Genomic DNA, 22,988 nt, shown 5'->3' with positions numbered 1-22,988 from the left:
CGCGCATCGGCCCGAAAATCGAAATCGATTTTCAGAAAGCACAATGCGCCGGACCAAAGTGCTGGAGCATCCTTTGCGCGTCCGAATGGCCATGCGGCGCTCCAGTGCGGACATGATGTCCGCCACCCCTGTCTGTCAAGGGCGCGGAATGGCGCGAACGGACTCTCAAGCCGCCCTTCGGTTCTTGCGCAACCAGACTGCAACGACACCGACGAGTGCTGCAGCGAGACCATACCAGGTCAGCGCATATTGCAGATGGTTGTTGGGGAGGTCCACCATGGTGGTGCCGCCAACCGGCAAACCGCCGGGATTGGGTGCCTTGCCGGCATCGACGAAGAAAGGCAGCACCACAGCGCCGGCAGGGAGGCCTGCCGTGGCAGCCATGGCATCGCGATCCTTCCAGTAGAAGATGTTTTTGGCCAGGTCGTTGTCTGGAACCATCATCGATGGTTTGCCGCTCAAGGGATTGCGGGCAAGCCCGGTGAGCGCGACCTCACCCGAGACTTCGCCCGCCGCGCGCTTGGCCGGATCCTTCATCTCGTAGGGCACGAAACCTCGATTGACGAAGACGAAGCGTCCGTCAGTCAGCTTCAACGGCGTGTAGACGCTGTAGCCTGTCTGGCCATCCCAGGTGGTGAAGAAGTAACGTTCGCCCGCATGCAGGAAGGTACCGTTCAGCGTCACAGCAACATAGTCGACATCGCTGGAGGCAGTGTACTGCTTCTCAACTTCCGCCAATGGCAGAGGAGTGGCATTCATGCGCCGGTCGATCGTCTCGACCAGCCCTTCTTTCCATGCCAGCCGCTCGACCTGCCAGGTGCCAAGACCAATCAGCACGATGAAAACGAGCAGGCCGAGACCAAGCGCCAGTGCCTTGCGCGGAGCGCCCCCGCGAACAGGATGTGAAGCTGCGGTCATTGCGGCTGGTCCAGTCGGCCCTCGGCCGCCTTGTGGCGATACTGCAACGTAAGAAGGACGCCTTTTATCAGCCGCAGCGCCGTGAGGCACAGGACCAGCGCCAGGGGAACCCATAGCAGGAAATGCACCCATAGCGGCGGCGCGAAGGTGACCTCAAGCCACAGCGCCAGACCCACGACGATGAAGCCGATGATGAGAATGACAAAAACTGCCGGGCCGTCGCCGGCATCGGCGTAGGAATAGTCGAGACCGCAATTGTAGCAGCGCTTGCCGACCGTCAGGAAACCCGAAAACAGGCGTCCTTCTCCGCAGCGCGGGCACCGCCCTTTGAGGCCAGCCTGGATCGGATCGATTGGCGGCCAGATCGCCTTGTCTTCGTTCATGCCAATCTTTCTAGAACCTTTCGGAAGCGAGTTGAACGTCCCCCAAAAAGAAAGAGGCGGCCACGTTGCCGCAGCCGCCTTTCACTGAACTCGAATTCGGATCGATCAGTGGCCTTCGATGACCGCGCCTGCCGAACCCCAGACATAGATCGAGGCGAACAGGAACAGCCAGACCACGTCGACGAAGTGCCAGTACCAGGCAGCCGCCTCGAAGCCGAAATGCTGCTTCGGCGTGAAGTCGCCCTTCATCGCACGGACAAGGCAGACCAGCAGGAAGATGGTGCCGATGATGACGTGGAAACCATGGAAACCGGTCGCCATGAAGAAGGTGGCGCCGTAGATGGAATCCTTGAAGCCGAACGGAGCGTGGATGTACTCGTAGGCCTGCACCATCGTGAAGAGCAGGCCGAGACCGACCGTCAGCACCAGGCCGTTGATGAGACCCTTGCGGTCGCCATGGATCAGCGAATGGTGCGCCCAGGTCACCGTCGTGCCCGACAGCAGCAGGATGATGGTGTTGTAGAGCGGCAGGTGGAACGGATCCAGCACTTCCATGCCCTTGGGCGGCCAGACACCGCCGGTGAAGGTGGTGCGTGCAGCCTGGATCGCCTCGTTGGGGAACAGGCTGGCGTCGAAATAGGCCCAGAACCAGGCAACGAAGAACATCACCTCGGAGGCGATGAACATGATCATGCCGTAGCGCAGGTGGAGCGAAACCACCTTGGTGTGGTGTCCCTCATGCGCTTCCTTGATGGTGTCCGACCACCAGGCGAACATGGTGTAGAGCACGATCAGCAAGCCGATCAGAAGCACCCAGAAATGTGCCTTGGCAACGTCCACACCGAAGAGGTGGAACGGCGTACCCTTCAGGTACTGCATGTAGAAAACGCCACCGAACGCCATGACCAGGGCGCCGACGGAACCCAGGAAGGGCCACGGGCTCGGGTCGATGATGTGGTAGTCGTGGTTTGGTTTGGCGTGTCCGTCAGCCATGTCATCCCCCGAGATTTGCTTCGGTATTGGAAATTGCCTTGCCGCTTTCCTGGGTACCCACGGCCGCAACCGGCTTGTTCTTATCGGCCAGGAACATGGTGTAGGAAAGCGTGATGGTTTTGATGTTCTTCATTTCCGGCACCTTGAGAATGTCCGGATCGACGTAGAAGACGATCGGCATGTCGACCGTCTCACCCGCCTTCAGCGTCTGGTTGGTGAAACAGAAACATTCCACCTTGTTGAAGTAGGCGCCGGCCAGTTCCGGCGTCACATTGAACGTCGCGCGACCGGTGGTCGGCGTGCTGAACTTGTTCGTGGCCTTGTAGGCGACCTGCTTGGTTTCACCGAGCTTGATGGTGACTTCGCGCTGTACCGGCTCGAAGTCCCAAGGAACGCCAGCTGTGTTCGCGTCGAAACGAACGGTGATTTCGCGGTCGAGAACACGGTTGGAATACTGGGTGGCGCGCTGTGTCGTGCCACCGTAACCGGTGACCTGACAGAACATCGCGTACAGCGGCACCGCCGCGTAGGCCATGCCGACCATGGCGCTGAAGAACGCTACGCAACCTCCGGCGACAGCCAGGTTGGTCTTGCGTTTCTTTTGCTCAGCGACGGTTTTTTCCAGCTCCATCATCAGCCTCACATCGGCCGGTTGATGAGGGGAGCGCCGAACTTCACGATCGTCGCAACGTAGAAGATGACAACCAGCACGCCGAGCGCCACCGCGATCGCGACGGAGCGGCTGCGCCGCGCCTTCTTCTGGCGTTCGGTCAGCGTGACCAGTTCGAGCTTTTCATCCATCAAACTCATGCCCCACCCAGAACCAGAACGCGGGCAACAACGCTATCGGCAAGATAAGCGGCGAAGATGGCGAACAGATAAAGCAGCGAATAACCGAACAGCCCCTTTGCCGGCTTCATGACACGATCGCTGTCGGGCATGCGCAGAACACCCCAGGAATACCAGACGAAACCAGCACCCAGGAGCACGGCCGGAACACCATAGATCGCCGATGTATAGCCCAGCATCCAGGGCAGCACGCCGATCGGCGCCAGGATGACGGCATAGGCAAAAATCTGACGGCGCGTCGAAGCCTCGCCAGCGACGTTCGGCATCATGGGAATACCGGCGCGCTCATAGTCACCCGACTTGAACAGTGCCAGCGCCCAGAAGTGCGGCGGCGTCCACAGGAAGATGATGAGGAAGAGGATGATGCTTTCCAGGCTGACCGTGCCGGTCGCAGCCGCCCAGCCGATCACGGGGGGGAAGGCACCCGCGGCACCACCGATGACAATGTTCTGCGGTGTCCAGCGCTTCAGCCACATCGTGTAGATGACGGCATAGAAAAAGATGGTGAAGGCAAGGAGCGCCGCAGACAGCCAGTTGACCAGTACGCCGATCGTCATCACCGACAGTGCCGAGAGCACCAGGCCGAAGCTCAGAGCTTCGCCAGGCAAAACGCGGCCGGATGGAACCGGTCGGCTGGCGGTGCGGGTCATGACCGCATCGATATCGGCGTCGTACCACATGTTGAGCGCGCCAGACGCGCCGGCGCCGATGGCAATCGCGAGGATGGCGATGACCGCGATCAACGGGTTGATGGTGACGGGAGCCGCCACCAGGCCGACAAAGGCCGTGAAGACCACCAGCGACATCACACGCGGCTTGAGCAGCGCAAAGTAGTCGCCCGCTGTCGCTTCCGACATGCGGAAGCCGACTTGCTCCATGTGTGAATTGTCAACCAGGGCCATTGCGTACTTGAAGTCCACTCATTCCGTTTGGCCAAAACCGCCGGCCGTGCCGGCGGTTTCGAACTTGCAGGGCTGCCTTACTTGACCTTGGGCAGCTGTTCCCACTGGTGGTAAGGCGGCGGCGAAGGCAGCTGCCATTCCAGCGTGGTGGCACCCTCTCCCCAAGGATTGGCACCAGCGACGCGCTTCTTCCGGAAGGCCTCGAAGACGCCGTAGAGGAAGATCAGGACGCTGAAGCCGGAGATGTAGGAACCGATCGACGAGACATAGTTCCAGCCCGCGAACGCATCCGGATAGTCGATGTAGCGGCGCGGCATACCCGACAGACCAAGGAAGTGCTGTGGGAAGAATACCAGGTTCACGCCGATGAACATGATCCAGAAATGGGAACGCGCGATGAACGGCGAATACATGTAGCCGGTCATCTTTGGGAACCAGTAGTACCAGCCGGCGAAGATCGCGAAGACAGCGCCGAGCGACAGCACGTAGTGGAAGTGCGCGACGACGTAATAGGTGTCCTGCAGCGAACGGTCGAGACCGGCGTTCGCCAGTTGGACGCCGGTGACACCACCGACGGTGAACAGGAAGATGAAGCCGACCGCCCAGAGCATCGGAGTGCGGAAGGAGATCGAACCGCCCCACATGGTGGCGATCCAAGAGAAGATCTTGATGCCGGTCGGCACCGCGATGACCATCGTGGCGAACACGAAATAGCGCTGTGTGTTGAGCGAGATACCGGTGGTGTACATGTGGTGCGCCCACACGACGAAGCCAACGGCACCGATCGCGACCATGGCATAGGCCATGCCGAGATAACCGAACACCGGCTTGCGCGAGAAGGTCGCGATGATATGGCTGACGATGCCGAAGCCCGGCAGGATCAGGATGTACACCTCAGGGTGACCGAAGAACCAGAACAGGTGCTGGAACAGGATCGGATCGCCACCGTTCTCGGGCACAAAGAAGGAGGTGCCGAAGTTACGGTCGGTGAGCAGCATGGTGATGGCGCCAGCCAGGACCGGCAGCGAAAGCAGCAGCAGGAAGGCGGTGACCAGAACCGACCAGGCAAACAGCGGCATCTTGTGCAGCGTCATGCCAGGAGCGCGCATGTTGAAGATGGTGGTGATGAAGTTGATGGCACCGAGGATCGACGAAGCACCGGCGATGTGGATCGACAGGATCGCCAGGTCCATGGCCGGCCCAGGCTGGCCGGAAGTCGACATCGGCGGATAGATCGTCCAGCCACCGCCGACACCGTAGGCGCCCGGCGCGCTCGGCACGAACATCGAGGTGAGCAGCAGGATGAAGGCCGGCGGCAGCAACCAGAACGAGATGTTGTTCATGCGCGGGAACGCCATGTCCGGCGCGCCGATCATGATCGGCACCATCCAGTTGGCGAAACCGCCGATCAGCGCCGGCATGACCATGAAGAAGATCATGATCAGGGCGTGCGCGGTGGTGAAGGCGTTGAACATCGACTTGCCGGCATCGAGCGCGGCATCGCCGTTGACGCCGTAGACCATGGACGCAAGACCCGGGAAAATCTGGATGCCCGGCTCGGCAAGTTCCCAACGCATCATGATCGACAGGAAGCCGCCGATGATGCCCGCCATGATCGCGAAGATCAGGTACAGCGTGCCGATGTCCTTGTGGTTGGTCGAGTAGACCCAGCGGACCCAGCCTTTAGGCTTGTGGTCGTGATCGTCGTGAGCCGCTGCCTGCGCCATGTTCCGCTCCGTTCCCTATCCTTGTTTCGACCGCGGCATCAGTTGCCGGCGGACGCAACCTTGTTGGTACCATCGACCTCAGCCATCAGCGCCTTGTTGGCACCAGGGAGGTCGGTCTTGGCCGCAGCCAGCCAAGTATCATATTGTTTTTCCGACACGACGCGCACGGCGATCGGCATAAAGGCATGGTCCTTGCCGCACAGTTCCGAGCACTGGCCGTAATAGAGGCCTTCCTTCTCGGCCTTGAACCAGGTCTCGTTGATACGACCCGGAACGGCATCGACCTTGATGCCGAATGCCGGCACGGCATAGGCATGGATCACGTCGGCGCCGGTCACGAGGACGCGCACGACGACACCGGCCGGCACGACCAGTTCGTTGTCTACAGCAAGAAGACGCGGATACTTACCCTTGTCTTCCTTGCCGAGACCGGCACGGTCGGCATCCGCCAGAATGGCCGAGTTGAAGGAGAACGGCTGCTCGAACTGATACTCATAGTCCCAGTTCCACTGATTGCCGGTGGCCTTGACGGTGAGCTTTGGCTCTTCCGGCGGGCTGTACTGCGCAGTCAGCAGCTGGAACGACGGCACAGCGATCGCCAGCAGCACCAGAACCGGCCCCAGCGTCCAGGCCACCTCGATCAGCGTGTTGTGGCTGGTCTTCGACGGCGTCGGATTGACGCTCGCACGGAACTTGAGAATGCACCAGGCCAGCAGGAAGAGCACGAACAGCGTGATCGGCACGATGAACCAGAGCGTATAACGCTCGAACCAGGTGATCTGACTCATGATTGCGGTCGCGGCCGGCTGGAACGTCATCTCCCACGGCTGCGGTTGCGCGGCCTGGGCGGCAGACCCGGCGAAAACCATCGATGCGGCACCAAAGCCAGCAAGAAACTTCTTCATCGCCCTCTTCATCTCCCAGTCCCCGTCCTGCGATCAGGTGGCAGGAATACGATATAACGCCGGGACAGGGAATCCCGGACGGTCCAGATTGGTTCAAACCATACTCTCTTTCCCGCCGCAAGAAAGGAGCGGGTAAAACCATGCGGCATTTTTGCGCGCGCCTTGATTGACGGCAGCCGCATACACAGGCGGCATGCCAATCCGGCGACTGTCGTGTGACCACAGGAGAGACAATCGCAGCGAATTGCGCTATTTGCGCTGGAAAATCGTATTGTTGCCGCAGTTGAAAGGGATTGCGCGTCGCCCCCACGCTTTTCCTTAGCGGTGCCGGGGCTTACAGTGGCGTGATTCGGAATGGAGCCGACATGAACTCTTGGGTTTCGAGAACCTTGGCGAAGGTCATCTTTCTCGCCGCCCTTGCCGGCGCCGGACAGGCGATGGCGGCCGCGCAGCAACCGAGCGGCAATGTAAAGTCCACGCACGGCGCCTGGTCTGTCATCTGCGACACGCCGGCGGGCGCGACGTCCGAACAATGCGTGATGATGCAGAATGTGGTGGCCGAAGATCGCCCAGAGATGGGCCTTTCGGTCGTCGTGCTGCGGACCGCCGACAACAAGGCCGAGATTTTGCGCGTGCTGGCGCCGCTCGGCGTCCTGCTCCCCAACGGCCTTGGCCTCAATGTCGACGGCAAGGATATCGGCCGCGCCTATTTCGTGCGCTGCTTCCAGGACGGCTGCTATGCCGAAGTGATCCTGGAGAAGCCGCTGCTCGACACGCTGAAGAGCGGCAAGGCCGCAACCTTCATTGTCTTCCAGACGCCCGAAGAAGGCATCGGCATTCCGGTCGACCTCAAGGGCTTCGCCGACGGCTTCAACGCCCTGCCCTGATCGCCACGATCACGGTCGCGCATTGCCGAATGGCGTCCCGGCGCCTACATCGGGTCCAACAGTTCTTTCAAGGATGCGCGCCATGAGCAGCCTCATCAGCCGATTCGACATTTCCGAAGAGCAGATCAAGAAGATCGTCGCGGACACCATCAAAGGTGCGGACGATGGCGAACTCTTCCTGGAATACAGCGAAAGCGAAGCGCTGATGTTCGACAATGGCCGACTGAAGACGGCCAACTTCAACACCGACCAGGGTTTTGGACTGCGGGTCGTCGCCGGCGAAGCCAGTGGCTATGCGCATGCCGGCGACCTGTCCGAAGCCGCGCTGCAACGCGCCGCGGGTGCAGTCGCCACCGTCAAGGCCGGTTATTCCGGTACGCTGGCCGATGCGCCGCCACGGACCAACCGCCGTCTCTACAGTGACGAAAACCCGATCCCTTCGCCCGGCTTTGAAGCCAAGGCCAAGCTCCTGCAGGAAATCGACGCCTGGACACGCGCGGAAGATCCGCGCGTGCGACAGGTGACGGCATCGCTCGCGGCTTCCTGGCAGCAGGTCGAAATTCTGCGCGCCGACGGACAGCTGGTGCGTGATATCCGGCCTCTGGTTCGCCTCAACATCTCGGTCATGGTCGGCGATGGCGACAGGCAGGAAACGGGTTCCTACGGCATGGGCGGCCGCACCGGTTTCAGCGAATTCCTGGTCGAACACAGCTGGAAACATGCCGCCAAGGAGGCGCTGCGCCAGGCACTGGTCAATCTGGAGGCCATACCCGCGCCGGCCGGCACTTTCGACATCGTGCTGTCCAGCGGCTGGCCAGGCGTGATGCTGCATGAAGCGGTCGGCCATGGCCTGGAAGGCGACTTCAACCGTAAGAAGACATCGGCTTTTGCCGGTCTTTTGGGCCAGCAGGTCGCCGCCAAGGGCGTGACCGTCGTCGACGACGGCACGATTGCCGAGCGGCGTGGCTCGTTGACTGTCGACGACGAGGCCACGCCGACCAACCGCACCGTGCTGATCGATGACGGCAAGCTGGTGGGTTACATGCAGGATCGCCAGAACGCACGGCTGATGGGCATGGCCGCCACCGGTAATGGCAGGCGCGAATCCTATGCGCATCAACCGATGCCGCGCATGACCAACACCTACATGACCAGCGGAGACCACACGCCGGAGGAGATCATCGCGTCGGTGAAAAAAGGCATCTACGCCGTTTCCTTCGGCGGTGGCCAGGTCGACATCACCTCGGGCAAGTTCGTGTTCGGCTGCACCGAGGCCTATCTGATCGAGGACGGCAAGGTCACACAACCGATCAAGGGCGCGATGCTGATCGGCAACGGTCCGGACGCGATGCATCGGGTCAGCATGGTCGGCAACGACATGAAGCTCGACACCGGCATCGGCATGTGCGGAAAGGCCGGCCAGGGCGTGCCCGTCGGCGTCGGCCAGCCGCACCTGCGCATGAATCAGATGACCGTTGGCGGCACGCAGGTCTAGCTGCCTGCTGCGACGGTCGATCATGCCTGCCTACAAATCCATCGTCATCCTCACCGGCGCCGGGATCTCGGCGGAATCGGGCGTCGACACGTTCCGCGACAAGGACGGCATCTGGTCGAAGGTCGACTACCGCGATGTCGCCACGCCGGAAGGCTTCATTCGCGATGCCGCCAAGGTGCACGCGTTCTACAACGAGCGCCGGCACGGCATGGCCAAGGTGAAACCGAATTCGGCGCACGCGGCGTTGGCGCGGCTGGAGCGCGCATTCTACGGCTCCGTCCTGCTGGTCACGCAGAACATCGACGATCTGCACGAACGGGCCGGTTCGGCCAGCCTGATCCACATGCATGGCGAACTCGGCAAGGCGCTGTGCCAAGCCTGCGAGTGCCGCTCCCCCTGGTCGAGCGACATGTCCGCGCTTTCGCAATGCCCGGCTTGCGGCGCCGTCGGGTATCTGCGCCCAGACGTCGTCTGGTTCGGTGAAATGCCTTACCAGATGGAACGCATCTACGCCGCGCTGGCGGATTGTGACCTTTTCGTCTCGATCGGCACCAGCGGCAACGTCTATCCGGCCGCAGGCTTCGTCGAAGAGGCACGGCTCAACGGCGCCCATACGGTCGAGCTCAACCTCGAACCATCGGATGGGCACAGCAGCTTCGATGAGGCTGTGCTCGGCAAGGCGACCGAAATCGTCCCGGCCTTTGTCGACAGAATACTCACAGCTCGCTGAAGGGCTGCTTCAGCGCCGTTTCCGCGGCTTCTCCAGCAGCGCCACCGCCTCGACATGCGGCGACCACAAGAACTGGTCGATCGGCGTCACGCTCTTCAGCTGGTAGCCGCCATCGATCAGGATGCGCAGGTCGCGCGCCAATGTGACCGGATTGCAGGAAACAGCGGCGACGTACGGCACGTCCGAACGGGCGATCTGTTTGGACTGATCCTCGGCGCCGGCGCGCGGCGGGTCAAACACGACAGCATCGAAAGCCGGCAGTTCCTTATAGGTCAGCGGCCGGCGATCGAGATCGCGGCGCTCGACCGTCACGCGTTTCAGCCCGCTGGCAAAACGAAAGCCGCGGTCGAGTGCCGCGAGCGCCGGCCCGTCATTTTCCACCGCAAGAACCTCCGCATTGGCGGCAAGCCTCAGTGCGAAGGTTCCGCATCCCGAAAAGAGATCGGCGACCCTCTTGGCCTTACGCACATGCGCGGCGACAAGATTGGCCATGGCGTTCTCGGCCTCAGCCACAGCCTGCACGAAGGCTCCTGGCGGTGGCGTGACCGTTGCGGAACCGAATACCAGCGTCGGCTTGATGGCCTCGACTATGATCTCGCCATCGATGGATAGCCTGGCGATCCCGGACTTGATCACGAAATCCGTGGCGGCGCGACGGATCGCTTCGGTAGGCTTGCCGCAGTCGGCCGCAGCGACATCAAGCCCGGATGCTGTAGCGGTGACCAGGAAGCGGAAAGGCTTCGACGTGTTGGCGACGATGCTGGCGAGATGCCGCAGAACCCCAGCCGCTTCGACAATGGCAGGCAACAGCACAGGGCACTCTTCGATGTCCACGAGGATGTTGGAGAAAGCCTGATTGTAACCCAGATGCAACCCGTTGTCGGTGTTGCGCGCCGTGAAGGCGGCCCGGCGACGGCTATGCGGCGCGCAGGCGACGAGGTCGGCGACCTCGGCTTCGATGCCCCTCGCCTTCAGCGCATGCACAACAAGGCCGCGCTTCCAGGCTCGATAGGCGCCTTCTTCGAGATGCTGGATGGCGCAGCCACCGCAATCGGTGAAATGCCTGCAGACCGGCTTGATACGCTCCGGCGAAGGCTCCAGCACAGCGAGCAGCTGTGCCCGATCCCGCTCGCGTGCAGCGGTCACCACTTCGCCCGGCAGCGCGAACGGGACAAAGACGTGGCCGCCATCGGCGTCGACGACGCCGTCGCCCTGCGCGCCGAGCCGTGCGATCTGGTAACGCGTGCTCATCGATCTTTCACTCCGGCCAGCAGGAATTCACGGTTGCCGTCGCCACCTTCGATCGGCGACGGATGAAGGCCAAGCGCACGCCAGCCGGCGAACCCGTCAAGCCATCGCAAAAGATCGGCAGCAACAGCTTCCGCCTCGGCGGGGTTCCTGAGCAGGCCACCCTTGCCGATCGCTTCGCGCCCAGCCTCGAATTGCGGCTTGACCAGCAGCAGCCCGCGCGCGCCTGCTTTTGCCAGATCGAGAGCCGGCGGCAGCGCCAGCCTGAGCGAAATGAAGGAAACGTCGGAGACGATGAAATCCGGCATCCGGCCCTCGAGATTGGCGATCGAGAGGTCACGCGCGTTGAGTCCCTCGATCGAGGTGACGCGTGGGTCGGTTGCGATCGAGCCATGCATCTGGCCGTGGCCGACGTCGATCGCGGTGACATGGCCAGCGCCACGCTCGAGCAGCACCTGTGTGAAGCCGCCTGTCGAGGCGCCTATGTCGAGTGCCTGCACACCGGAGGGATCGAATTGGAAGTAATCTAGGCCGGCGATCAGTTTCAGCGCCGCACGGGAGACGTAGTTGCGCGCCGGATCGTCCACGACAAGGTCGACGCTGGAAGCCACGTTCTGCCCAGGCTTCGTCACCACGGTTCCGTCAACCGAAACGGTGCCGCGCTCGACCGCGTCGCGAGCGCGCGAGCGGCTGGCAAACAGGCCGCGCGTGACGAGCAGGTCGTCGAGCCGCTGGCGCTGGCTGGCTGGCTGATGGGAACACATTCGCCTTCATTGGCGAAAGCAGCGCGCGATAGCAAGCCGGGACGGATACTGGAGGTCCTGGATATTGAGATCCAGGACGCCTCAAACACCGGTGCGGCCCGCGTGGCTTTCGCGCCAACGGGCGCGGCGCCCAAGAACACTGGCAATTGGCGCGCGCTCCAACGGTCATTCAGAATGACCGTTGGTATGATCTAGTAAAGTTCGCTGGTCGATGGACGCTCGACAGCCGGCACCAAACCATCGGCCGGTGCCCGGCGAGGCGGAGGCGCGTCCTGTACGACAACCATCTGCGGCACCTGATTGTAGGCGAAGCCGCCGCGCAACGTACCGATGTTGGCTGCCACGATGTCGATGGCTGCCTGTTCAAGAACGCGGTCATATTGCGGTTCGGCCGCAGCCCAACCAACCAGCAAAAACATGCTGGCCGCGCCAATTGGAAGCGCTCTCATTCTTCTTCTCCCTGCCTGTCATGTCCCTAGCAGGGCGCGATTGAGAAAAGGCCAAGGGAAAAGGTAAGCGAAGCACCAAAAAGCAATCTGAACAACAGGTTAATCAGGGTAGCCGAGAAACAGATTCCGCGTGTTGAGACGGTGATTCAAGCCGCTCACGCACTGATTCAACTTGTCGATGCTTCCGCCTGGATCAGGATAGCGTTTTGAATCCCGATCCCGGCATTGTCGAACTCTGGAGCGTTTCCATTTTTCACGGAAACGCGGAAACGCTCTAAGTTTGTTTTCGTCGCATTTTTGTAACGCCAAGTGATTCCACTTGGCTACAAAATGCTCAGGCGCGCTGGGCGCTCGCGGCATGACCAAGGGCTGCGAACACCGTGCGTACGATGCCTGTCGCATCGAGCCCTGCATCGGCGTACATCTTCTCCGGCTTGGCGTGGTCGGTGAAAGCATCCGGCAGGACCAGCGGGCGCACCTTCAGCCCGCTTTCCAGCAAGCCTTCATGGGCGAGGAAATGCAGCACCTGCGCGGCGAAACCGCCGATGGCACCTTCCTCCACCGTTACCAGGATCTCGTGTGAACGAGCCAGGCGGCGGATAAGATCATGGTCGAGCGGCTTGGCGAAACGCGCATCCGCCACCGTCGTGGAGAGGCCGGCAGCACTCAGCTCATCGGCTGCCGCGAGACAGTCCTGCAGGCGCGTACCGAAGGAAAGCAACGCCACCTTGGTGCCTTCACGCACGACGCGGCCCTTGCCGATCTCAAGCGGAGAGCCGCGCTCAGGCATATCGATGCCGATACCATTGCCGCGCGGATAGCGGAACGAGATCGGACCTTCATCATATTCAGCCGCGGTGCGCACCATATGGCGCAGCTCCACCTCGTCGCTTGCCGCCATGACAACGAAGTCGGGCAGCGAGGCAAGGAAGGTGGTGTCGAACGCGCCGCAATGGGTCGCGCCATCAGCGCCGACATAGCCGGCCCTGTCGATCGGAAAACGCACCGGCAACTTCTGGATGGCGACGTCATGCACGACCTGATCGTAGGCGCGCTGCAGGAAGGTCGAATAGATCGCTGCGAACGGCTTGTAGCCTTCGGTGGCGAGACCAGCGGCGAAAGTCACGGCGTGCTGCTCGGCGATACCGACATCGAATGTGCGGTTCGGGAAAACCTCGCCGAACAGGTCGAGCCCGGTGCCGGTCGGCATGGCCGCGGTGACGGCGACGATCTTGTCGTCTTCGCAGGCTTCACGGATCAGGCTTTCGGCAAAGACATTGGTGTAGGTCGGCGCATTCGCCGGGGCCTTCGCCTGCGCACCGGTGATGACATCGAAGCGGTTGACGCCATGGTACTTGTCGGCAGCCGCTTCAGCAGGCGCGTAGCCCTTGCCCTTCTGCGTCACGACGTGGATCAGGACAGGGCCCTTGCCGTTGTCGCGCACATTCTTCAGCACCGGGATCAGGTGCTCGAGATTGTGGCCGTCGATCGGGCCGATGTGGAAGAAGCCGAGTTCCTCGAACAAGGTGCCGCCGGTAACATAGCCGCGCGCATGCTCGACGGCGCGGGTGATGGCACGGTCGGCGCGCTTGCCGAGATAGGACGTCAGCTTCTTGCCGAAATCGCGCAGGCCAAGATAGGTCCTGCCCGAACCGAGGCGGGCCAGATAGGCACTCATCGCTCCCGTCGGCGGGGCGATCGACATGTCGTTGTCGTTCAGGATGACGATAAGGCGCGCATCGAGCGCGCCGGCATTGTTCAGCGCCTCGAAGGCCATGCCGGCCGACATCGCGCCATCGCCGATGACAGCGATGACATTGTTCTTGCCGCCAGACAGATCGCGCGCCACGGCCATGCCGAGACCGGCCGAGATCGAGGTGGACGAATGAGCGGCACCGAACGGATCGTATTCGCTCTCCGCGCGCCTGGTGAAGCCGGAAAGCCCGTTCTCCTGACGCAGCGTGCGGATGCGGTCCCGCCTGCCGGTCAGGATCTTGTGTGGATAGGCCTGGTGTCCCACGTCCCAGATGATCCTGTCATCGGGCGTGTCGAAAACATAGTGCAGCGCCACGGTAAGCTCGACCACCCCGAGACCTGCGCCGAGATGCCCGCCGGTCTGCGACACGGCATCGACCAGTTCGGCGCGCAACTCTTCTGCGAGCTGCGGCAGGTCACTTTCGGAAAGCTTCTTCAGATCCGCGGGAATGCGAACCTTGTCGAGAAGCGGCGTCTGGGGTCTGGCGATCAATGGCTGGCCCGTTCGAGCTCACGTTCAACAGTATTCAAAAGTCGAATAGGCCTCCGACCAGGGAAAGTAAATGTGCCGCAATGACACGTTCACTTGTCGGGCAGCGGAATGAATTCCTTTTCGTCGCCGGGAACGATGTCGAAGCGACCGCTCTTCCACTCCTGCTTGGCCTGTTCGATGCGTTCTTTCGATGAGGAAACGAAGTTCCACCAGATGTAGCGCGGAGATCCCAGCGAAGCGCCTCCGAACAGCATGAAATGCGCACCTGATTCCGACGAAACGATGATCTCGTCGCCGGGACGAAACACCAGAAGCCGGTTTTCGGGGAAACTGTCGCCGGAAATGGAGACGAAGCCGTCGAGCACGTAGATCGCGCGCTCCTCGGCATCGGCCGCGATGCGGTACCTTGCGCCGGGTTCCAGCCGGATGTCGGCATACAGCGTGTCGTGATAGGTGGTCACCGGGGCACGGCGGCCTTCCAGTTCACCGATGATGAGACGGCCCGACACACCTTCGGCACTGAACTCAGGCAGCTCGGCGCCGGCCGTGTTCTCGAACACAGGTGCCATTTCCTCGTGCCTGTCGGGCAGCGCTATCCACGTCTGCAGCCCCGACATCGACATCGGCGCACCACGCAGCTCTTCCGGCGTGCGTTCGGAGTGGACAATGCCGCGCCCGGCGGTCATCAAATTCACGTCGCCGGGAGAAATCACCATTTCGGTGCCGAGCGAATCGCGGTGCCTGATCTTGCCGTCGAACAGATAGGTGACAGTGGACAGTCCGATATGTGGATGCGGGCGCACGTCCAACGCCTTGCCGGCACGCAGGATGGCCGGGCCCATGCGATCGAAGAAGATGAAAGGGCCGACGAGCCGGCGCCTTGCGGTCGGCAAGGCACGGCGCACCTCGAAACCGCCTATGTCCTTGGCATTGGGCACCACCATCAGTTCGATGGCATCGCAGGAGAAGGCATCGCCAGGTTCGGGATCGTTTCCAGGGAAGAAGCTCATCGGTCCTGCTCCGTCTGCTGATGACTTGCAGCAGCGAACTTATACGCCTGCCCCGCCCTGGCAAACCGGCGATGCGACGACGATGCGTTCACCGATCCGGTGAATTCCGAGCTTGCAGACTTTAACCGACGGCCACTTTGTCGTGCCCACCGACTTTGCTGGGCCCGTCCGATCCGCGCGACAACAAACCTGCTAGGCTGTCACCGGCTTGGGAGCAAACCGCAAGGCCGACTTGGCCCGGGCTTTTGCCGCCACCTCATCGCGGTTACGCGGCGGCTGGGTCGTCTCAAGCACAACAAGCAGCTCATGCGCGGCGTTGGCGATGGTCCGCACCGCGTGATCGAAGGCTTCCTTGTTGCGCATGGACGGCTTGTTGGCGCCACTGATCTTGCGCACGAACTGCAGCGCCGCCTCATGAATTTCGGTATCCGTCGCCGGCGGTTCGAAATTGAAGAGCGGCTTGATGTTACGACACATGGATATCTCCCTTTGATATGCCCGGTGTTGTCCCCTGCCCTCGTTAGAGCGAAATGCCATCCGTATTCCGCTCTAACTATTGTTCGCCATCCAGCGGTTCGGTACCGACCGGCTTGCCGTCGCGCGCGAGCCTGATCTTTTCCACCTTGTCCTCGGCGGCCTTGAGAAGACGATCGCAATGCGCCTTCAGCGCCTCGCCGCGTTCATAGATGCGGATCGACTGATCCAGCGGCACGTCGCCGCGTTCGAGATCGTCGACGATCTTCTCCAGCGCATCGAGTGCCTGCTCGAAGCTCATCGCCTTCACATCCTGGTTCGCTTCTTCAGCCACGGCTCATCCTTTCATCAGGCGGCCGACATGCGCTGCGACCGAAAATGCCAATCCGTGCAGGTCGTAGCCGCCTTCCAGCACGCTGACCAGCCTGTTTGAACTATGACGGCGGGCGCGATCCATCAACTGCCCGGTTGCCCAGTCGAAATCATCCTCGACAAGATTGATCTCCGCCAGCGGATCGCGATGGTGCGCGTCGAAACCTGCCGAGATGATGACGAGGTCCGGCGCGAAGGAATCGATCGCGGGCAGGACACGCGTGTTGAATGCCTCCCGGAAGATATCGCTGCCGGTCGCCGGCGCCAAAGGCGCGTTGACGATGTTGCCGGCGCCCGTTTCGCTTTTCGCGCCCGTTCCGGGATAAAGCGGCATCTGGTGGGTCGAACAATAGAGCACCGACGGATCATCCCAGAAGATGTCCTGGGTGCCATTGCCGTGATGCACGTCCCAGTCGACGATGGCGACACGTTCGACGCCGTGTTTCTCCTGAGCGTAGCGGGCAGCGATCGCCGCGGTGTTGAACAGGCAAAATCCCATGGCCGTGGTTTTCTCGGCATGGTGGCCTGGCGGACGCGCCGCCACGAAGACGTTGTCGGCCTTGCCGGCGAAGACATCGTCCACGGCAGCATTGGCCGCGCCGATCGCCGTCAGCGCCGCCTGCCAGGTTTTCGGGCTCGCCACCGTATCGGAATCGATGACGGCGATGCCGTCCGACGGGATCGCCTTGCGCACACGCTCGACGAAATCCTTCGGATGACAATAGAGGACAGTTGCCTCGTCGCCCATCGGCGCTTCCTGCCGGTCGAGCGCGGCAAAGGCCTCGTCATCCAGTATCCGTTCGATCGCACGCAGCCGGTCCGGCCGCTCCGGATGACCGGTGGGAGTGATGTGTTCCAGGAAAATCGGATGTGTGTAGAGACGGGTCGTCATGGGGGCACCTTATCAGCAATGGAGATGATGGCCACGCGACAGGCGTAGAGCATTTCCGTTTTTCACGGAAATGCGGAAACGCTCCAACTTTCTATTGCTGAAATTGCTCCAGCCTGTTGGGGAAAAGGCGTCACGCGACGTCGAGATCAAGGCTGTATTCGCGCCTCAACTCGGATAGATTCGCTCCACTGTCAGGTGCCTGCCGCGAGGTGGGAGAATCGGGAACACGGTGAAAATCCGTGGCGTGCCCAACGCTGTATGGGGGATCGCTCGGCAAAAGCCACTGTCCGTGAAACGGACGGGAAGGCGCCGACAAGCGGGACGAACCCAAGCCAGAAGACCGGCCGGACAGGAATGGTCATGCGCATGGACGGGCGGATGACGTTGTTTCGATCGCAAGGGAAAAGCGATGGACACCGTCCGCAACCATGCCTGCCATTTATCCGGGGATTTGGCCTTCGGGGACTTTGAACGCGAGGCCATCTATCGCGCCATTTTCACGCGCCGCGATGTGCGCAGCCATTTCCGACAGGATCCGATTGACGACGCCGTGCTCGCCCGCCTGCTCGCAGCCGCGCATCACGCGCCGTCGGTCGGCTTCATGCAACCCTGGGACTTCATCGTAATCCGTGATCGTGAACGACGGGAGGCGGTGCGCGACCTTTTCCTGGCGGCCCGGTCGCAGGAATTGCCCCGGATAGCGGAGGAGCGACAGGCGCTCTACAGCAAGCTCAAACTCGAAGGTATCTGCGAAAGCGCGCTCAACCTGTGCATCACCTGCGATCGGCGACGCAGTGAAGGCTCGCCGCTCGGCCGCTGGCACAATCCGCAGATGGATCTCTTCAGCACGGTATGCGCGGTCCAGAATTTCTGGTTGGCGGCGCGGGCGGAAGGGATCGGCGTCGGCTGGGTGAGCATCCTCGACACGGAGGCGCTGAAGCAATTGCTGGGCATTCCCGACCACGTCGTGCCCGTCGCTTATCTTTGCGTCGGCCACGTCTCGGAATTTGCTGCAAGGCCCGACCTCGAACGCAATGGCTGGGCCTCGCGTCTGCCGCTCTCCAGGCTTGTCATGAGCGAGACCTTCGGCGGCGCCGGCGAAGACGGCCTGAAAAAAGCGGCCGACGCCGTCACAGGCCGGAATTAGTCTGGGTCAACTCAGGCAGCGGCTTTGCCTTCCACCAGCAAACCTTCCATCAATGCGCGGAAGGCTTTGACCGCTTTCAACGATGTCGCGGCAGGGTCATCGGAATTGGCAATCCACTGCGCGGCATAAAGCGAAGCGCCGCTGATCAGCCGCGCCATCGCCTCCGGATCGATATCGCGGATAACGCCCTCTTCCTTCAGCGCCGCAAGATTCTTGGTCACCGACTGGATACAGGCATTGGCGTTCGGCCATTGCGCCGGGTCCCCCAGAACCGCCGGACCGTCGCACAGGACAATGCGCTGGACTTCCGGATCCAACGCCATTTCGACATAGCCGATGTTCTCGTCGATGAACCCCTGCCAGCGTGTCTTGGCCTTCGCAGAGACCGCACTGAGACGTGCAGCCATTTCGCGGTCGATCTGTGCGATGACGGCTTCGAACAACCCCTTCTTGTCACCGAAATGATGATAGAGCGCGCCGCGCGTCAGCCCCGCTTGGGCGGTGAAATCGTCCATGGACGCGTTCGCGTAACCAACTGTCGCGAAGGCCCGGCGCGCCGATGCAATCAGCTTCGCACGGGTTTCGGCGATCATTTCGCTACGGGGTTTATGAGCCGGCCGCATTGCTTTGTTTCCCTTGTTGCGTCGTCTTTACATACGCTGCGTATATTTTTTTACATACGAGCCGTATATTAATTGACATACGCGACGTATGCAATTATCTCATTCGCATACGCCACGTATGTAAGTGGCGCACCCTCAAAATTCCAGGAGTGCTCCCATGCGCAATCCTTATGGTGAAATCTTCAGAGTCCCCGGAGCCAAAGGCTTCGCAGCCGCCGCCTTCATTGCCCGGCTGCCCATTGCCATGGCCCCCATCGGCATTGTCGCAATGCTGTCGCAGGCGCGCGGCGAATACTGGCTGGCCGGCGCGGTATCGGCCACCTTTGCCCTGACCAACGCTTTTGCTGCCCCGCAGATCTCGCGATGGATCGACCGGCTCGGCCAGACAAGCGTCGCAACGCCGACCACGATCGTCTCCGTCATCGCTTTCGTCACCCTGCTCGCGGCAACCCACTACGACTGGCCGAGCTGGACGCTGTTTGCCTCGGCATTCCTGGCAGCCGCAATGCCTTCGGTGCCAGCCATGGTGCGTGCGCGCTGGACCGAAAAGTTCCGCGACCAGCCGGAACTCAACACAGCCTTCGCCTTCGAATCGGTCGCCGACGAACTGGTCTACATTGCCGGCGCCTCGCTTTCGGTGGGTCTCAGCGTAGCACTGTTCCCCGAGGCAGGCATGCTGGCCAGCACGCTCCTTCTTGCCTTCGGCATGACGGCATTCATCCTGCAGCGGTCCAGCGAACCCAAGGTCCGACCGCAGGCGCATGGCAGCAGCGGCTCGGCGATCATGCTGCGTCCCGTCCAGATCATCACCCTGGCGCTCATCTTCGTCGGCTCGATCTTTGCCACGGCGGAGGTAAGCTCCGTGGCCATCACCAAGGAACTTGGCCAGCCTACCGCAGCCAGCCTCGTCATCGGCGTCTACGCCGCTGGTTCCTTCATAATTGGCCTCATTATCGGCGCGCTGAACCTGCAGGCTCCGAAACAGCGCCTGCTGGCTCTTTCGATCGCCGTGGTTGCCTTGACCACCTTGCCACTGCTCGTCGCCAACACCGTCCCCTTGCTGGCGCTCGCCGTCTTCGTCAGCGGCGTTGCGATCTCGCCCACCTTCATCATGGCCTTCGGCCTGATCGAACGCCGGGTGCCCGAAGCCATGCTGACCGAAGGCATCACCTGGGTGATGACCGGCATCGGCATCGGCATGGCCCTGGGTGCCTTCATCGCAGGCTGGGTGGTCGACAACTACGGTGCGCAGAACGGTTTCTGGGTTTCCGTCGCGGCGGGAACGATCGCCTTCGTGATCGTGCTTCTCGGCCAGAAGACGCTCGCCGGCGAGACCGAAGGCGAGTTATCGCAGACTGCCCCGCAAGCCGCCAAGTAACGTTCGCCACTTCCCTGCCCAAGCCCGGACAGGACCAACGAGCCGCCCGCCCAGGCGGCTCGACTGTCTTCGAAATTTCAACTAGAGCGTTTCCGTTTTTCACGGAAACGCGGAAACGCTCTAAGTTTTTGTTTTCGCAGCATTTTTGTAACGCCAAATGATTCCACTTGGCTACAAAATGCTCTATCTCCGTGCCCCGGGGGGCTTACATGCGCAATCCATACAGTGAAATTTTCCAGGCGCCCGGCGCCAAGGCGTTTTCCGCGGCCGGCTTCCTGGCCCGCATGCCGCTTTCGATGATCACGCTCGGCATCGTGACGATGCTGTCCGAGACGCATGGCGAGTACTGGCTTGCGGGCGCCGTTGCGGCCACGTTCGCGCTGGCGAGCGGCCTGATCGCACCGCAGGTATCGCGGCTCGTCGACCGCCACGGCCAGCGCCGCGTGCTTGTGCCGGCAACGGTCGTCGCCGTGTCGGCCCTGATCTGCCTGTTGCTGGCAACCCATTTGAGGGCGCCGAACTGGACGCTGTTCGCCTTTGCCGTGCTAAGCGGCGCGATGCCGAGCTTCAGTTCGTTCGTGCGGGCACGCTGGACCGAGCTCTATCGCGGCACCGCCAAGCTGCACACCGCCTTTGCCTTCGAATCCGTCGTCGACGAAGCCGTCTTCATGATTGGCCCGATCCTGGCGGTCGGATTGAGCGTTACCGTGTTCCCGGAAGCAGGTCCGCTGGCCGCCACCGTCTTTCTCATCGTCGGCAGCCTGCTGTTTGCCGCACAGAAATCAACCGAGCCGCCGGTCCACGCACAGGAGCGCAGCGGCGGTCATTCCGTCATCCGCCTCGGCTCGCTGCAGATCATCGCGCTGACACTGGCATCCATCGGCGCGATCTTCGGCACGGCCGAGGTGGCGGCCGTCGCCTTCGCAGAGGCGCAAGGCAACAAAGCCGCGGCCAGCTTTGCGCTGTCAGCCTATGCGGCGGGTTCGCTCGTCGCCGGCCTTGCCTTCGGCATGCTGAAACTTAAGCTGCCGCTGGCCCGGCAATTGCTCATCATGATCGCACTGGCCGCACTCACCACCTTGCCGCTGCTGATCGTCGGCAGCATTCCGATGCTTTGTCTGGTGTTGTTCGTCGCCGGGGTTGCTGTTTCGCCGACCATCATCACCGCGATGGCGCTGGTCGAAAAGCTGGTGCCCTCCTCCAAGCTCACCGAAGGCATGACCTGGGCAATTACCAGCATCGGCATCGGCCTGGCGGCCGGCTCGTCTGCCGCCGGCTGGGTGATCGACACCTACGGACCAACCAGCGGCTTCCTGGTTTCGATCACCGCCGGCATTGTCGCTTTCATCATCGCCCTGGCCGGCCAGGGCAACCTGCAGCGATCCGTGCGCAGGGCGACCGCTCCGGCCATCGCCTGAACGGTTCCGGCAGGGCAAGAAAGGGCGCCATGGGCGCCCTTTCTTTTGCAGCAGCACGTGTTGAAGCCTAGAGAATTTCGGTTTTGGCGATGCGGATGCCGAAACCTTCCAGGCCGACATAATGCCGCTCGCGCGAGGCGATCAGATTGATCGAGGAAATACCGAGATCCTTGAGTATCTGGGCGCCAAGGCCGATCTCGCGCCATTCATTCTCGCGCCTGCGCGCTTCCTCGTGATCCTCGCCGCCGGCCTGCCGGTTGCGACCGCCATGGCTGCCGACGCCCGTGGACCCTTCGCGCAGATAGACGATGACACCACGCTTGCGCTCTCCGAGCGTCTTCATGATGCCGTCGAGAACGGTACGGGTGCCAAACACATCCGTCGTGACGTCTTCCAGATGCAGCCGCACCGGCACTTCCTCACCGTCGCGGATATCGCCGTAGACGATCGCAAGATGATGCATCGCTTCCCAGGGCAGCGAATAGGCGATTGCAGTCGCCTTGCCGCCCGGCGTGTCGATGTCGGAGCAAGCGACGCGTTCGACCAGCGTTTCCTTGCGCTGGCGGTAGGCGATGAGGTCTGCCACCGAAACCTGCTTCAGGCCGTGTTCCTCGGCAAAGGCCGCCACTTCGGGGCCTCGCTTGACCGTGCCGTCGTCGTTGACCAGCTCTGAAATGACACCGACAGGGGGAAGACCCGCCAGCCTGCACAGGTCGACGGCAGCTTCCGTATGACCGGAGCGCATCAGCACACCGCCTTCGCGCGCGATCAGCGGGAAGATATGGCCGGGACGCACGAAGTCGCTGCCCGCGACATTGCCATTGGCAAGATTGCGTACGGTCAAGGTCCGGTCTTCGGCGGAGATGCCGGTGGTGGTTCCGTGTTTGAAGTCGACACTGACCGTGAAGGCGGTGGTGTGGGCGGAGTCGTTGTCGGCCACCATCGGCGCCAGATTCAGCCGCTTGGCCTCTTCGCGCGGCATTGGCGTGCAAACGATACCGGACGTGTGACGCACGATGAAGGCCATTTTTTCCGGCGTGCAATGCACGGCCGCGACGATCAGGTCGCCCTCATTCTCACGCCCGTCGTCGTCCATGACGACAACGATCTCGCCGCGCTCGAAAGCGCGCAGGGCTTCGACAATTTTCTTCTGATCGTAAGGCATGGAGCTCACTT

Annotated in this window: 24 protein-coding genes and 1 riboswitch; of the genes, 6 read left to right on the top strand and 18 right to left on the bottom strand. The window is 61.8% G+C overall.

The features are described from left to right. Positions 1–165: 165 nt before the first annotated feature. The 8 genes from AC3WTO_RS02640 to coxB all read right to left on the bottom strand — a co-directional run bounded on the left by AC3WTO_RS02640 (position 166) and on the right by coxB (position 6,677). Positions 166–918 (bottom strand): SURF1 family protein, encoded by a 753-nt coding sequence (locus tag AC3WTO_RS02640; protein ID WP_492459127.1) that lies wholly within the window; start codon positions 916–918, stop codon positions 166–168. Next, positions 915–1,301 (bottom strand): DUF983 domain-containing protein, encoded by a 387-nt coding sequence (locus tag AC3WTO_RS02635; protein WP_492459126.1) that lies wholly within the window; start codon positions 1,299–1,301, stop codon positions 915–917. The genes AC3WTO_RS02640 and AC3WTO_RS02635 overlap by 4 nt, the downstream gene beginning before the upstream one ends. Before the next feature lie 105 nt (positions 1,302–1,406). Continuing rightward, positions 1,407–2,294: a cytochrome c oxidase subunit 3 gene (locus AC3WTO_RS02630; RefSeq protein WP_492459125.1), complete on the bottom strand. Its 888-nt coding sequence runs from the start codon at positions 2,292–2,294 to the stop codon at positions 1,407–1,409. Between the two features lies 1 nt (position 2,295). Beyond that, positions 2,296–2,925, bottom strand: a complete 630-nt coding sequence (locus AC3WTO_RS02625; protein ID WP_492459124.1) for a cytochrome c oxidase assembly protein — start codon at positions 2,923–2,925, stop codon at positions 2,296–2,298. Positions 2,926–2,933: 8 nt separating this feature from the next. Then, complete coding sequence (locus AC3WTO_RS02620; protein WP_492459123.1) at positions 2,934–3,104, bottom strand: cytochrome c oxidase system small membrane protein; 171 nt, start codon at positions 3,102–3,104, stop codon at positions 2,934–2,936. After that, positions 3,101–4,045, bottom strand: coding sequence for a heme o synthase (locus AC3WTO_RS02615; protein ID WP_492459122.1), 945 nt, complete (start codon positions 4,043–4,045; stop codon positions 3,101–3,103). The genes AC3WTO_RS02620 and AC3WTO_RS02615 overlap by 4 nt, the downstream gene beginning before the upstream one ends. 77 nt (positions 4,046–4,122) lie before the next feature. After that, complete coding sequence (gene ctaD / locus AC3WTO_RS02610; protein ID WP_492459121.1) at positions 4,123–5,772, bottom strand: cytochrome c oxidase subunit I; 1,650 nt, start codon at positions 5,770–5,772, stop codon at positions 4,123–4,125. A gap of 38 nt (positions 5,773–5,810) precedes the next feature. Continuing rightward, complete coding sequence (gene coxB, locus AC3WTO_RS02605) at positions 5,811–6,677, bottom strand: cytochrome c oxidase subunit II (protein ID WP_492459120.1); 867 nt, start codon at positions 6,675–6,677, stop codon at positions 5,811–5,813. A gap of 365 nt (positions 6,678–7,042) precedes the next feature. Here coxB and AC3WTO_RS02600 point away from each other — a divergent pair, with 365 nt between their 5' ends. The 3 genes from AC3WTO_RS02600 to AC3WTO_RS02590 all read left to right on the top strand — a co-directional run bounded on the left by AC3WTO_RS02600 (position 7,043) and on the right by AC3WTO_RS02590 (position 9,789). Beyond that, positions 7,043–7,564, top strand: a complete 522-nt coding sequence (locus AC3WTO_RS02600; protein ID WP_492459119.1) for an invasion associated locus B family protein — start codon at positions 7,043–7,045, stop codon at positions 7,562–7,564. Positions 7,565–7,646: 82 nt separating this feature from the next. After that, positions 7,647–9,059, top strand: coding sequence for a metalloprotease TldD (gene tldD / locus AC3WTO_RS02595; RefSeq protein WP_492459118.1), 1,413 nt, complete (start codon positions 7,647–7,649; stop codon positions 9,057–9,059). A gap of 22 nt (positions 9,060–9,081) precedes the next feature. Further along, positions 9,082–9,789, top strand: a complete 708-nt coding sequence (locus tag AC3WTO_RS02590) for an NAD-dependent deacylase (protein ID WP_492459117.1) — start codon at positions 9,082–9,084, stop codon at positions 9,787–9,789. A 9-nt stretch (positions 9,790–9,798) separates the two neighbouring features. Here AC3WTO_RS02590 and AC3WTO_RS02585 read toward each other — a convergent pair whose 3' ends face one another. From AC3WTO_RS02585 to AC3WTO_RS02550, 8 genes are all read right to left on the bottom strand, one after another. Then, positions 9,799–11,040: a class I SAM-dependent RNA methyltransferase gene (locus tag AC3WTO_RS02585; RefSeq protein WP_492459116.1), complete on the bottom strand. Its 1,242-nt coding sequence runs from the start codon at positions 11,038–11,040 to the stop codon at positions 9,799–9,801. Then, complete coding sequence (locus AC3WTO_RS02580) at positions 11,037–11,801, bottom strand: TlyA family RNA methyltransferase (protein WP_492459115.1); 765 nt, start codon at positions 11,799–11,801, stop codon at positions 11,037–11,039. The genes AC3WTO_RS02585 and AC3WTO_RS02580 overlap by 4 nt, the downstream gene beginning before the upstream one ends. 191 nt (positions 11,802–11,992) lie before the next feature. Continuing rightward, positions 11,993–12,250, bottom strand: coding sequence for a hypothetical protein (locus AC3WTO_RS02575; protein ID WP_492459114.1), 258 nt, complete (start codon positions 12,248–12,250; stop codon positions 11,993–11,995). 334 nt (positions 12,251–12,584) lie between these two features. Beyond that, positions 12,585–14,498: a 1-deoxy-D-xylulose-5-phosphate synthase gene (dxs, locus tag AC3WTO_RS02570; protein ID WP_492459113.1), complete on the bottom strand. Its 1,914-nt coding sequence runs from the start codon at positions 14,496–14,498 to the stop codon at positions 12,585–12,587. 89 nt (positions 14,499–14,587) lie between these two features. Next, positions 14,588–15,508, bottom strand: a complete 921-nt coding sequence (locus AC3WTO_RS02565) for a pirin family protein (RefSeq protein WP_492459112.1) — start codon at positions 15,506–15,508, stop codon at positions 14,588–14,590. Positions 15,509–15,700: 192 nt separating this feature from the next. Next, positions 15,701–15,985 carry a DUF2277 domain-containing protein gene (locus AC3WTO_RS02560; RefSeq protein ID WP_492459111.1) on the bottom strand — a complete coding sequence of 95 codons (285 nt, stop codon included), beginning with the start codon at positions 15,983–15,985 and terminating at the stop codon, positions 15,701–15,703. Between the two features lie 76 nt (positions 15,986–16,061). After that, positions 16,062–16,316, bottom strand: a complete 255-nt coding sequence (locus tag AC3WTO_RS02555) for an exodeoxyribonuclease VII small subunit (protein ID WP_129410625.1) — start codon at positions 16,314–16,316, stop codon at positions 16,062–16,064. A 3-nt stretch (positions 16,317–16,319) separates the two neighbouring features. Further along, complete coding sequence (locus AC3WTO_RS02550; protein WP_492459110.1) at positions 16,320–17,246, bottom strand: histone deacetylase family protein; 927 nt, start codon at positions 17,244–17,246, stop codon at positions 16,320–16,322. A gap of 176 nt (positions 17,247–17,422) precedes the next feature. Next, positions 17,423–17,609, top strand: a riboswitch (cobalamin riboswitch). Between the two features lie 46 nt (positions 17,610–17,655). On the opposite strand from AC3WTO_RS02550, the gene bluB reads away from it, so the two are divergent. Then, positions 17,656–18,393 carry a 5,6-dimethylbenzimidazole synthase gene (gene bluB / locus AC3WTO_RS02545; protein WP_492459109.1) on the top strand — a complete coding sequence of 246 codons (738 nt, stop codon included), beginning with the start codon at positions 17,656–17,658 and terminating at the stop codon, positions 18,391–18,393. A gap of 11 nt (positions 18,394–18,404) precedes the next feature. Here bluB and AC3WTO_RS02540 read toward each other — a convergent pair whose 3' ends face one another. Next, positions 18,405–18,986: a TetR/AcrR family transcriptional regulator gene (locus AC3WTO_RS02540; RefSeq protein WP_492460020.1), complete on the bottom strand. Its 582-nt coding sequence runs from the start codon at positions 18,984–18,986 to the stop codon at positions 18,405–18,407. Between the two features lie 187 nt (positions 18,987–19,173). Between AC3WTO_RS02540 and AC3WTO_RS02535 the strand changes: the two genes are divergently transcribed. Then, positions 19,174–20,394 (top strand): MFS transporter, encoded by a 1,221-nt coding sequence (locus AC3WTO_RS02535; protein ID WP_492459108.1) that lies wholly within the window; start codon positions 19,174–19,176, stop codon positions 20,392–20,394. A gap of 209 nt (positions 20,395–20,603) precedes the next feature. Next, positions 20,604–21,812, top strand: coding sequence for an MFS transporter (locus AC3WTO_RS02530; RefSeq protein ID WP_492459107.1), 1,209 nt, complete (start codon positions 20,604–20,606; stop codon positions 21,810–21,812). 67 nt (positions 21,813–21,879) lie between these two features. On the opposite strand, the gene ribB is transcribed toward AC3WTO_RS02530, so the two are convergent. Beyond that, the gene (ribB, locus tag AC3WTO_RS02525; RefSeq protein WP_492459106.1) at positions 21,880–22,977 is read right to left on the bottom strand and encodes a 3,4-dihydroxy-2-butanone-4-phosphate synthase; all 1,098 of its coding nucleotides are present in this window, start codon (positions 22,975–22,977) and stop codon (positions 21,880–21,882) included. Between the last annotated feature and the right edge of the window lie 11 nt (positions 22,978–22,988).

Source organism: Mesorhizobium sp. EU05-FHT14A09, from assembly GCF_058790995.1.
Note: the sequence above shows the minus strand (reverse complement) of the source record. Positions and strands in the feature narration are given on the sequence as shown.